Genomic DNA, 11833 nt, shown 5'->3' on the forward strand with positions numbered 1-11833 from the left:
CGAGATCACGCCGATGCTGCAAGACGAGGGCGCTTCCGCGCAACCCCGACCCGCGCCGGAACCCTGGAGCGAGCCGGTCCCGACCGCGCTCCTGGTGCTGGCCGACGGCACGGTGCTCGAAGGCTTCGGCATCGGCCAGACCGGGATCGCCGACGGCGAGGTCTGCTTCAACACCGCGATGACGGGCTATCAGGAGATCCTGACGGACCCGTCCTACGCGGGCCAGATCGTCACCTTCACCTTCCCGCATATCGGCAATGTCGGCACCAACGACGAGGATCTCGAGAGCCTCGAGGCCGCCCCGGCCTCGGGCGTGCGCGGCGCGGTGATCGCCTCGGCGGTGACGCAGCCGTCGAACTGGCGCTCGTCGAGCCATCTCGACGCGTGGCTCGGCGCGCGCGGCATCGTCGGCATCACGGGGATCGACACCCGCGCGCTCACCGCCCGCATCCGCGACCGCGGCATGCCGAACGCGGTGATCGCCAACGATCCACACGGCCGCTTCGACCGCGAGGCCCTGAAGGCGCGCGCCGCCGCGCTCGCCCCGATGGAGGGGCTCGACCTCGTGCCGCCGGTCACCAGCCGCGAGCGCTCGGACTGGAGCGAGACGGTGTGGGACGTCGCGGGCGGCTACGGCCGGCGCGCCATCGGCGCCGGCTACAAGGTCGTAGCCATCGATTACGGGGTGAAGCGCAACATCCTGCGGCTGCTCGCCCAGGCGGGCTGCGACGTCACCGTCGTGCCGGCCACCACCAGCGCCGAGGAGATCCTGGCGCTGAAGCCCGACGGCGTGTTCCTGTCGAACGGCCCGGGCGACCCGGCGGCGACCGGCGCCTACGCCGTCCCGGTGATCCGCAAGCTCCTGGAGGAGCGGGTGCCGACCTTCGGCATCTGCCTCGGCCACCAGCTGATGGGCCTCGCCCTCGGCGGCCGCACCGTGAAGATGGCCCAGGGCCATCACGGCGCGAATCACCCGGTGAAGGACAAGACCACCGGCAAGGTCGAGATCGTCTCGATGAACCACGGCTTCGCGGTCGATCCGGCGAGCCTGCCCGACACGGCGGTCGAGACCCACGTCTCGCTCTTCGACGGATCGAATTGCGGCCTCACGCTCACCGACCGGCCGGCCTTCTCGGTCCAGCACCACCCGGAGGCGTCGCCCGGGCCCCGCGACAGCCACTACCTGTTCGAGCGCTTCGTCACGCTGATGCGGGCCGGCAAGCCCGAGCCGGAGATCGGCGCCAATTAAGGCGGCGGGCCCCCGGGCCCGTCATAGAATGCCCCGATTCCTCCGGTAGCCCGGGTTCACCCTTCGTTAACGACGCCGCGCGACGGTGTTCGGCAACGCGAGCGAGCGAACCCCGGGGCCCGGATGACCATCGACGACGCCAGCGACGACTTCTCGCGCCTGCACCGCATCTTCACCTTCCATCTCGGTGTCGCGGTCGGCCTCTCGTGGATGACGACCCTGTACGCCGCGCTCTACGCGCCGTGGGTGCGCAACATCCGGGCGCTGATCGACCCGGCGGGCGGGCTCGACCGTGTCGAGAGCACGCTCTCCTTCCTGTTCGTGATGCCGGCAGTTTTGACGGTGGCCTGGGCGTGCCTGTTCTTCGGCCGCGAGATCCTGCGCCGCAGCCAGACGCTGAGCAGCGTCGCCCTCGAATTCGCCGCCGCGGCGGTGGTCGCCTTCGGACTGTTCTACCTGTCGATCGACCGCGCGGTCTCGGCTCTCTACATCGGCCTCTGATCCGGTCGCCTGCGGGCGCCCTCGCTCCGTTGCCGCCAAGCCCCGCCCTGTCCGACAGGCGGGGCTTTGTCGTTTCGGCCCGCCGTCAGAACCGCACCACGACCTGGGCCCGCACCGTCCGGGGAGCGCCGACCGTGATGTTGTTGTTGTTGTCGGCGGTGGCGATGTAGCCGCGGTCGAACAGGTTCTCGACGTTGATCTGCGCCCGCACGAACTCGTTGATCGTGTAGAACAGTCCCAGATCGATCCGGGTGAAGCCCGGCAGCCGGACCGTGTTGTCGGACGAGGCGAAGGTGTGCGTCTGCTGGATCACGCCGACGCCGACGGCGAATTGCGGCGTCAGGTCGAACTTGTTCCAGAGCGTGAAGGCGTTGAAGGGCACGAGGCCGACCGTGTTGCCCTTCACAATCGTCGCCGAGGTCGCGCTCTCGATCCGCGCATCCGTGAAGGCGTAGCCGCCCGCGATCTGCCAGTGATCGGTGACGTAGCCGTTGGCGCCGATCTCGAAGCCCTGGGTGTTCGTCTTGCCGGACAGGATGAAGAAGCCTGGATTGTTCGGGTCGGCGAGCCTCTGGTTGGTGCGGTCGAGATTGTAGGCGGCGGCCGTGAGCTGGAAGGTCGGGGAGACGTCGTACTTCGCGCCGACCTCCAGGTTCTCGAATTTCTCCGGCTGCGCGATGACGAGGCCGGGGGTGAAATTGCCGATCTGGTCGCCGGAGGAGGGCAGGTAGGAGACGCTGTAGCTGCCGTAGAAGGCGAGGTTCGGCAGCGGCTTCAGCACAATGCCGGCGCGGGGCGAGACGAGGTCGTCGACGCGCGGATAGGTGACGTTGGTGATCTGGTTGCGCGCGGCGAAGTCGAAATGGTCGAAGCGCAGGCCGCCGACGACCTGCAGCCAGTCGGTGATCTCGATCTGGTCCTGGCCGTAGACCGCGGCGAGGCCGAGGCTGTAGCGCGCGTTGGCGTCGGTGGTCCCGTTGTTGCGGAAGGTCACCGGCGTGCGGGTGATCGGGAAGAGCGGGTTCACCGTCACGCTGGTGACGAGATTGTTGAAGAACGCCGACTGGCGGAAGACGATGCCTTCCTGATAGCCGAGCTCGAACCCGCCGAGCAGGGTGTGCTTCAGGTCGCCCGTCAGGAACTTGTAGGTGAAGTCGTTCTGGCTGAAGTAGTTCGTCCGGTTCGTCTCGTTGCGGTAGCCGGTGATCGTCACGGCGTTTCCGGCCGCGTTCACCGCGCTTCCCGGCAGCGTGTTGCGATAGAAACGATCGTAATCGGCAAAGCGCAGCTGGCTGTGCAGCTCGACGCCCGAGTCGAAGCGGTGGTCGAGGATCGCGGTGGCGATGTTGGCGTCGACCTTCGTGAAGTTCACGTCCGGGTTGCCGAAGAACGTGGAGACGTTCTGCCGGTAGCGGTAGGCCCGGCCGAACTGGGACGGGATGCCCCGGTCGGGGAAGCGATCGTCGTGGAAGTACTCGTAGGAGAGCTTCAGGGTGGTCTGCGGATCGATCAGGAAGGTCATCGTCGGGTTGAAGCCGTAGCGGCGGATGTCGCCGAACTGCCGGTAGGTGCCCGAATCCTCGGCGACGCCGTTGAGGCGGAAGAACACGCTGTCGCTGATCCGGTCGCCCACGTCGACGGCGACGCGCTTGTCGCCGAACTGGCCGCCGCCGGCCACGATCTCGCGCACCCGGAATCCGTCGGCCTCCTTGAGCACGCGGTTGATCACGCCGCCGCCGCCGCCGCGGCCGAAGATCAAGGAATCGGGCCCCTTCAGCACCTCGACGCGCTGGATGTTGTAGAGGTCGCGGTAGTACTGGACGTCGTCGCGCACGCCGTTGACGAAGAAGTCCGCGCTGGTGTTCTGGCCGCGGATGATGAGCTGATCGCGGTTGCTCTCGCCCTGCGCCGGGATCACGCCCGGCACGTAGCGGAGCTGCTCGGTCAGGTTCTGGAAGTTCTGGTCGAGGATCTGCTCGCGGTTGATCACCGTCACGGATTGCGGCGTATCGATCAGCGGGGTGTCGGTCTTGGTCGCGCTCCGGGTGCGCTTCGTCAGGTAGCCGACGCTGACGCCGCCCTCGCCCTCGACGCTGAGCTGGTCCAGCGTCACCGCCTGATCGCCAGCGACCGCCGCGTCAAGGGCCTGGGCAAGGGCCGGGGATCCGAGCGCGGTTCCGGCCAGCATGGCACCGGCCAGCGCGCCCGTGAAACGAATGCTCATGTGAAGTCCCCCTCGAAGCCCTAGGCATTCGCGGCGCATTCGATCGACGATCGCCGCGCCAGCTCTGCAGTTGGGCTGTATCGGTTGCGGATGAGCGCGCAAGGTTGGGGGGATCGACTGTTCAGGATCTTGTTTTATAACATTTCTAAGAACAAGAAGAAGAAACCGGCTAAGCCGTTCGGTCGCGCCACGTTTGCGGGTGGATCACAATCCTTCCAGGGTGGCGTGCGGCCCTCTGCGTCCCACGATCGTTTCCGCTGTGTTGCTGAGCTGCAACATGGGCGCGCCGTCGTTTCCCGGCCCGGCCGCGTTGAGCCGCACCCGCCCGCGTGCTAGGCGCCGCTCCATCTCGCCGCGCGGTCCGGGCGCGGCCCCGACCGCGACCACCTCCCGACCGCTAAGATCCGAAGGCGCCCCATGATTCCCCGCTACAGCCGCCCCGCGATGAGCGCGATCTGGACGCCCGAGACGCGCTTCCGGATCTGGTTCGAGATCGAGGCCCACGCCACCAGCGCGCTCGCGGAGATCGGCGTGGTGCCCCGGGAGGCCGCCGAGACGGTCTGGGCCAAGGGCCGCGACGCCGAATTCGACGTCGCCCGCATCGACGCCATCGAGGCGGTGACGAAGCACGACGTCATCGCCTTCCTGACGCATCTCGCCGAGATCGTCGGGCCCGACGCCCGCTTCGTGCACCAGGGCATGACGTCCTCGGACGTCCTCGACACCTGCCTCAACGTGCAGCTCGTGCGCGCCGCCGACATCCTGATCGCGGATGTGGACGCGCTGCTCGCCGCCCTCAAGCGCCGGGCCTTCGAGCACAGGATGACCCCGACGATCGGCCGCTCGCACGGGATCCATGCCGAGCCCGTCACCTTCGGGCTCAAGCTCGCCCAGGCCTATGCCGAGTTCGAGCGCGGGCGCCGCCGCCTCGTGGCGGCGCGCGAGGAGGTCGCCACCTGCGCGATCTCGGGCGCCGTCGGCACCTTCGCCAACATCGATCCGCGGGTGGAGGAGTACGTCGCCAAGGCGATGGGCCTCACCCCCGAGCCGGTCTCCACGCAGGTGATCCCGCGCGACCGCCACGCCATGTTCTTCGCCACGCTCGGCGTCATCGCCTCCTCCCTGGAGCGGCTGGCGATCGAGGTGCGCCACCTCCAGCGCACCGAGGTGCTGGAGGCCGAGGAGTTCTTCTCCGAGGGCCAGAAGGGCTCCTCGGCGATGCCGCACAAGCGCAACCCGGTGCTCACCGAGAACATCACCGGGCTCGCCCGCATGGTGCGCGGCTACGTCGTCCCGGCGATGGAGAACGTCGCGCTCTGGCACGAGCGCGACATCTCGCATTCCTCGGTCGAGCGCATGATCGGCCCCGACGCCACCGTGACCCTCGACTTCGCGCTCGCCCGCATGACCGGGGTGATCGACAAGCTGCTGGTCTATCCGGCCACCATGCAGAAGAATCTCGACCGGCTCGGCGGCCTCGTCCACTCCCAGCGGGTGCTCCTGGCGCTGACCCAGGCCGGCGTCTCGCGGGAGGACGCCTACCGCCTCGTCCAGCGCAACGCGATGCCGGTCTGGCGCGGAGAGGGCGACTTCCTCACCCTGCTCCAGGCCGACCCGGAGGTCACCGCCGCCCTCAAGCCCGAGCAGATCGCCGAGTGCTTCGACCTCGGCTATCACCTGAAGCACGTGGACACGATCTTCGCGCGGGTGTTCGGAGAGGCCTGAGTTCTGCACGGTTCCTGCGTCGACCGGACGACGATTCCCTCCAGCACGAGGCCCAGACAGCCGTGACATCGCCCCGCATTGTCTACCTCAACGGCGAATTCCTGCCCTTCGCGGAGGCCCGCATCCCCGTGATGGATCGCGGCTTCCTGTTCGCCGACGGGATCTACGAGGTCTCGGCGGTGCTCGACGGGCGCCTCGTCGACAACGCCGCGCATCTCGCCCGCCTCGACCGCTCCCTCGGCGAGATCGGCATCCGCAACCCGCACACCATCCCCGAATGGGAGCGGCTGGAGACGGAGCTCGTCGCCCGCAACGCCCTCGCCGAGGGCCTCGTCTACATGCAGGTGACCCGCGGCGTGTACGAGCGCGACTTCGCCTTCCCGCCGCCCGAGACGGCGGCCACCGTGGTGATGTTCACCCAGGCCAAGACCGTCGCGGCCAATCCCCTGGCGGAGCGGGGCGCCGCGGTGATCACCGTGGAGGACATCCGCTGGAAGCGGCGCGACATCAAGTCGGTGGCGCTGCTGGCCCAGGTCCTCGCCAAGCAGGCGGCGGCCTCGGCCGGCGTCGCCGAGGCCTGGATGGTCGAGGACGGGGCGGTCACCGAGGGGTCGTCCTCGACGGCCTTCATCGTCACCAGGGAGCGCGTGCTCGTCACCCGCCCGCTCTCGACAGCGCTCCTGCCCGGCATCACCCGCGGGGCGGTGCTGCGCCTCGCCGCCGAGCAGGACCTGCGCATCGAGGAGCGCCTGTTCTCGGTGGCGGAGGCGAAGGCGGCGCAGGAGGCGTTCTACACCAGCGCCTCGTCCTTCGTGATGCCGGTGGTCTCGATCGACGGGACGGCGATCGGCGCGGGCGCGCCGGGGCCGCTCACCCGGCGCCTGCGCGAGCTCTATCTCGGCATGGCCCGGGAGGCTTGAGCCAGGAACGGATTCCACGGGAGGTCGTTGCCCCTCGCACATGCACCGGACATGCATCCGAGGGAGGCCTTCAAGATGCGCACGATCCTCAACGGGCTCGCCGCCGCGGCGCTGAGCCTCGTCGCCACGGCGGCACTCGCGCAGAATCCCGACGCGCCGCTGAAGAACCGCGACACCGATCCGGCCCTGCCGCCGCCGGCCACGACGCCGCCGGACCGGGTGCGCCCGAGCGCCGACGCGCCGCCCAAGGATTCCAATCTCAGCGACAAGCTCCGGAGCAGCGACGGGGTGATCAAGCCGCCGGGCGACGCGGCCCCCGGCATGGTGGTCAAGCCGCCGGATCCGAATCCCGGCTCGATGCCGGTGATCAAGCCCGGTGAATTGCCCGGACGGCAGCCCGGAACCGAAGCCAAATAGGAGCGACCCAGGAGCCACGCCCGTGCCGGCGTGGTAGGGGGCGAGGCATGACGAACCACCTTTTCGCCCTGGTGCGGGAGAACCTGCCCGCCGACGCCGCCAAGACCCTGATGGAGACGCCGGAGGGGCGCCGCCACAGCTACGCGGACATGCTCGACCGCTCCGGACGCTACGCGGCGGCTCTGGTGGCCCTCGGCGTCGTGCCGGGCGACCGCGTCGCCGTGCAGGTCGAGAAGAGCCCCGAGGTGGTGTTCCTCTATCTCGGCGCGGTTCGGGCGGGCGCGGTCTTCCTGCCGCTCAACACCGCCTATACGGCCGCCGAGATCGCCTATTTCCTCGGCGACGCGAAGCCGGCCGTGTTCGTCTGCGCGCCGGACAAGCGCGCCGCGCTGAGCGGCGTCGCGGAGCGGGCGGGCGTGCGCCACGTTCTCACCCTCGATGCGGAGGGCCGGGGCAGCGCGGCGGAGGCTGCCGACGCGCAGACCGGCGCGTTCGCCGACGTCCCGCGCGAGGCGGACGATCTCGCGGCGATCCTCTACACATCCGGCACCACCGGGCGCTCGAAGGGCGCCATGCTGAGCCACGACAACCTCGCCTCGAACGCCCGGACCCTGAAGGATCACTGGCGCTTCACCGGCGACGACGTGCTGATTCATGCCCTGCCGGTGTTCCACACCCACGGCCTGTTCGTGGCGATCAACACGGTGCTGGCGAGCGGCGCCACGATGCTGTTCCTGCCCCGGCTCGACCCGAAGCTGATCCTCGGGCTGATGGGCCGGGCCACCGCCATGATGGGCGTGCCGACCTTCTACACCCGACTGCTCAAGGAGCCCGGTCTCGACAGAGCCGCCGCGGCGGGGATGCGGCTGTTCGTGTCCGGCTCGGCGCCGCTGCTCGCCGAGACGCATCGCGCGTGGCAGGCCCGGACCGGCCATGCCATCCTCGAGCGCTACGGCATGACCGAGACCAACATGAGCACGTCGAACCCCTATGCGGGCGATCGCGTGGCCGGCACCGTGGGACAGCCCCTGCCGGGCATCTCCCTCCGGGTCGTCGATCCCGAGACCGGGGCGATCCTGCCGCCGGAATCGATCGGCATGATCGAGGTGAAGGGGCCGAACGTGTTCCGCGGCTACTGGCGCATGCCGGAGAAGACCGCCTCGGAGTTTCGGGCCGACGGGTTCTTCATCACGGGCGACCTCGGCAAGATCGATGCCCGCGGCTACGTTCACATCGTCGGGCGCGGCAAGGACCTGATCATCACCGGCGGGTTCAATGTCTACCCGAAGGAGGTCGAGACCGAGATCGACGCGGTGCCGGGGATCGTCGAATCGGCGGTGATCGGCCTGCCCCACGCCGATTTCGGCGAGGCGGTGACGGCGGTGGTCGTGGCGGGCGCCGACGCCCCGAGCGAGGCGGCGATCCTCGCCCATCTTGAGGGCCGGCTCGCCAAGTTCAAATGCCCGAAGCGGGTGCTGTTCGCCGCGGAGCTGCCGCGCAACACCATGGGCAAGGTCCAGAAGAACCTCCTGCGCGAGGCCCATGCGGGGCTCTACGGCGGGTAGGCGACGGCTCCGGCCAAGCTTTCGTTCCGCGCCGGGAACGGCCGTCGCGACCGCGACGTTGCGCTCTCGTGCGCGGCACGCGCATGCCGGTGCCCATCCGCCTCCATGACCGACAGACCCGACCTGCAATCCGCCCCGCTGCCAGAGGGCGGCTCCGGATCCGTCCTGTGGACGGTGATGCTCGGGTCCGCCCTGATCGCCCTCGCCCTCAGCCCCCGGCGCGGGACCGCCGTCCTCGCGGAAGAGCCGGCTGCCGAGGAACCCGAAACGCGGCCAGGAAACGGCGCGCGCTCGCACGAGGGCCGGGCGGCGATCCTCGTCGCGACGACGCAAGCCGACCGAGGCCGGGCGGCCAAGCGCCCGGACGAGATCCCGGGGCGCGGCTGGAAGGACATCGCCGTCCGGCTCTACCTCGAATTCGTGAAGGACCGGGTGCTCTCGGTGGCGGCCGGCGTGACCTTCTACACCCTGCTCTCGCTGTTCCCGGCCCTGGCGGCGCTCGTCTCCTGCTACGGGCTCTTCGCCGACGTGAACGTCATCAACGACCATCTCGCCGCGCTGCAGGGCGTGCTGCCCGCGAGCGCCGTCGACATCATCGGCGAGCAGGTCAAGCGCATCGCTGCGAAGGGCGGGGGGACCCTGGGGCTCACCTTCTTCACCAGCTTGGTCCTGTCGCTCTGGAGCGCGAACGCGGCCGTGAAGGCGATGTTCGACGCGCTGAACGTGGTCTACGAGGAGGAGGAGAAGCGCAGCTTCGTCATGCTCAACCTGCGCTCGCTCACCTTCACCATCGGCGGCTTGGTGTTCACCATCTTCGCCCTGGCCTCGATCGTCGTGCTCCCCGTGGTCTTCAACTTCGTCGGGATCAGCAACGGCGCGTGGCTGCTCGCCGCCCTGCGCTGGCCGGTGCTGTTCCTCGTCCTCGTCGGCGGCCTGTCGCTGCTCTACCGCTACGGGCCGAGCCGCGAGCACGCCCGCTGGCGCTGGGTCGGCGTCGGCAGCGTGGTGGCGGGCGTCCTCTGGCTCGTCGCCTCGCTGCTGTTCTCTTGGTACGTCGCGAATTTCGGCAATTACAACGAGACCTACGGGTCGCTCGGCGCGGTGATCGGCTTCATGACCTGGATCTGGATCTCCTCGACGATCGTCCTCATGGGCGGCGAGATCAACGCCGAGATCGAGCACCAGACGGCGATCGACACCACGACCGGGCCGGCCCTGCCGATGGGCGCGCGGCGCGCCCGCATGGCCGACACCCTCGGCGCGGCGGCGTGACCGGTTCCCGCGGGCGCGCGCCGGTCCCATATCGGTGAGCGACGGCCCCGCCTCGGGGCCAGAGCCCGCTGCGGGGCCGGAACCCGCCGGGTTCGCCCAGGAGATGCACCGATGTCCGCTTCCGATCCGACCACCGACGCCCCCGACGCGCGCACTGAGGCCGAGTGGCGGGAGGCGCTGACGCCGGAGCAGTACCGCGTCCTGCGCGAGCACGGCACCGAGCGGGCCGGCACCAGCTGCCTCCTCGCCGAGAAGCGGCCCGGCACCTTCACTTGCGCCGGGTGCGGCACGCCGCTCTTCGCGTCCGGCACCAAGTTCGAGTCGGGGACCGGGTGGCCGAGCTTCTTCGAGCCGCTGCCGGGCGCCGTGGCGACGAAGACCGACCGCAGCCACTGGATGGTCCGGACGGAGGTGCATTGCGCCCGCTGCGAGGGCCATCTCGGACATGTCTTCGACGACGGGCCGGCGCCGACCGGCCTGCGCTACTGCATGAACGGCGCCGCGATGACCTTCGAGCCGAAGGCCTGATCCGGCCCGGCGCCCAACCGCGAAATCGGCGCGGGGCGCCGAAGAGGTAGCCCCGTTTCGTGGGGACGAGCCGGCCTATATCCGGCCGCCCCGGCGCAACCGTCTTGATTTCGGCGGCTTTCTGCTTAGTCCCTGGTAGAACAGAGATCGGGTTTGATCCGGCGACGATCGCGCGAGTGCTCTTCGGAGCACGCGCGCGATCGTCCCTGCGAAGAGCGGCTCCGCTGCGCCTGGGCGCGCTCCGCCGGGGCCGGATCGAGGGTCCGAACGTCCGTCCGCCGGTCGCCGTACCGCTGGAAGGCATGAAGCGGAGGTTTGAGTATGAGCGTCGTCCGGCGATTTCTCGTGGCGCCGTCCCTGGTGCGCCTGATCCGCAAGGAGCGCGGCGGAGCGCGCATCACCGAGGGGTACTTCGCGCCGCAGGGCGGGCGCACCTCCTTCGTGCGGGTCGACGGCCAGCAATGCCATCTCGTGCTGGTCGCCAAGGCGGCGGACGGCGGCCTCTCCGAAGAGCGCACCGAGGTTCCGCGGGCGCACGGCGACGCCCTCCTCGACGTGTGTCCGGGCAAGGCCGCCTACGACCGCACCGCCGTGACCGTCGCCGGCCGCGAGGTCCTGGTCGATCGCTACGTCAGCCCCGGCAGCCTCGACCTGATCAGCGTCGCCTTCGCCAATCCCGACGAGGCCCGCGGCTTCCCCGTCCCCGCCTGGTTCGGCCGCGAGGTCACGGAGGAGGGCGCCTACGATCGCCAGTCGGTGGCGCTCGAGGGCACCCCGCCGGCCGGCGAGATCACGCTGAGCAACGCGGCGCTCGACGCCGTGCTCGACCTCTTGGAGCCGCGCTTCGGCTTCGGCCGCTATGGCACCCCCCGCGGCGACCGGCCGGAGGGCGAGGACGGCGTGATCAACAGCCTGAGGCGCATCGCCGGAGGCGCCGCCGTGGCCGCGCCCGTCGCCGCCGAAGCCTCCGCGGCCGAGGCTCCGGCCGCCGAGGCCCATGCGGCCGAGGCGCAGCCCGCCGCCGAGGCGCCGGCCCAGCCGACGCACGAGCCCGAGCCGGCGGCCGAGCATTCCGCGCCGGAGCCGGTCCCTCACGCCGAGCCGGTCCATGCCGAGCAGGCCCCCGCCGAGGCGGCCCCGGACACGCGCCCGACCGACGCGCGGATCGACGACGTGATCGAGAGCCTGTCGGCCGCGCTCGGCGCCGCGATCAACCAGCCGCACGAGCCGGCTGCCGACGATCCGGCGGCGGCGTTCGAGCGCTGGACCGTGCGTCCGCGCCGGACCCAGCAGCAGACCTGACGCCCCGCATCGAGCGGCGCTCCTCCGGGGGCGCCCCCCTGCCTGCCCGGTCGCCGATCGCGCCGCGAGCGGCCGGATGTTTCCGGCGCCCGGATGCAGGGGCGAAGCGCGGCCGGGAGCCGCGAGGCGA

10 protein-coding genes are annotated in these 11833 nt (G+C 70.1%); 9 read left to right on the forward strand and 1 reads right to left on the reverse strand.

All coding sequences use genetic code 11. The features are described from left to right. Positions 1-13: 13 nt before the first annotated feature. Together carA and ACS5RC_RS04110 are read left to right on the forward strand one after the other, a co-directional pair. On the forward strand, positions 14-1249 hold the full coding sequence (carA, locus tag ACS5RC_RS04105) for a glutamine-hydrolyzing carbamoyl-phosphate synthase small subunit (protein WP_478342529.1): 1236 nt from the start codon (positions 14-16) through the stop codon (positions 1247-1249). Between the two features lie 123 nt (positions 1250-1372). Then, positions 1373-1750, forward strand: coding sequence for a hypothetical protein (locus tag ACS5RC_RS04110; RefSeq protein WP_478342530.1), 378 nt, complete (start codon positions 1373-1375; stop codon positions 1748-1750). Between the two features lie 85 nt (positions 1751-1835). Here the strand turns inward: ACS5RC_RS04110 and ACS5RC_RS04115 are convergent, their stop codons facing one another. After that, positions 1836-3974 carry a TonB-dependent receptor gene (locus tag ACS5RC_RS04115; RefSeq protein WP_478342531.1) on the reverse strand — a complete coding sequence of 713 codons (2139 nt, stop codon included), beginning with the start codon at positions 3972-3974 and terminating at the stop codon, positions 1836-1838. 417 nt (positions 3975-4391) lie between these two features. On the opposite strand from ACS5RC_RS04115, the gene purB reads away from it, so the two are divergent. From purB to ACS5RC_RS04150, 7 genes are all read left to right on the forward strand, one after another. Continuing rightward, positions 4392-5699: an adenylosuccinate lyase gene (gene purB, locus ACS5RC_RS04120; RefSeq protein ID WP_478342532.1), complete on the forward strand. Its 1308-nt coding sequence runs from the start codon at positions 4392-4394 to the stop codon at positions 5697-5699. 62 nt (positions 5700-5761) lie between these two features. After that, positions 5762-6619, forward strand: a complete 858-nt coding sequence (locus ACS5RC_RS04125; protein ID WP_478342533.1) for a D-amino-acid transaminase — start codon at positions 5762-5764, stop codon at positions 6617-6619. Between the two features lie 75 nt (positions 6620-6694). Next, positions 6695-7036, forward strand: coding sequence for a hypothetical protein (locus ACS5RC_RS04130; protein WP_478342534.1), 342 nt, complete (start codon positions 6695-6697; stop codon positions 7034-7036). A 47-nt stretch (positions 7037-7083) separates the two neighbouring features. After that, positions 7084-8601, forward strand: a complete 1518-nt coding sequence (locus ACS5RC_RS04135; protein ID WP_478342535.1) for a malonate--CoA ligase — start codon at positions 7084-7086, stop codon at positions 8599-8601. Between the two features lie 177 nt (positions 8602-8778). Continuing rightward, on the forward strand, positions 8779-9873 hold the full coding sequence (locus tag ACS5RC_RS04140) for a YihY/virulence factor BrkB family protein (protein WP_478342665.1): 1095 nt from the start codon (positions 8779-8781) through the stop codon (positions 9871-9873). A 111-nt stretch (positions 9874-9984) separates the two neighbouring features. Then, positions 9985-10401, forward strand: coding sequence for a peptide-methionine (R)-S-oxide reductase MsrB (gene msrB, locus ACS5RC_RS04145; RefSeq protein ID WP_478342536.1), 417 nt, complete (start codon positions 9985-9987; stop codon positions 10399-10401). A gap of 321 nt (positions 10402-10722) precedes the next feature. Beyond that, a complete protein-coding gene (locus tag ACS5RC_RS04150; RefSeq protein WP_478342537.1) occupies positions 10723-11703 on the forward strand; it encodes a hypothetical protein in 981 nt (326 codons plus the stop codon). Positions 11704-11833: the final 130 nt, after the last annotated feature.

The sequence above is a fragment of the Methylobacterium sp. HJ2 genome, assembly GCF_056431005.1.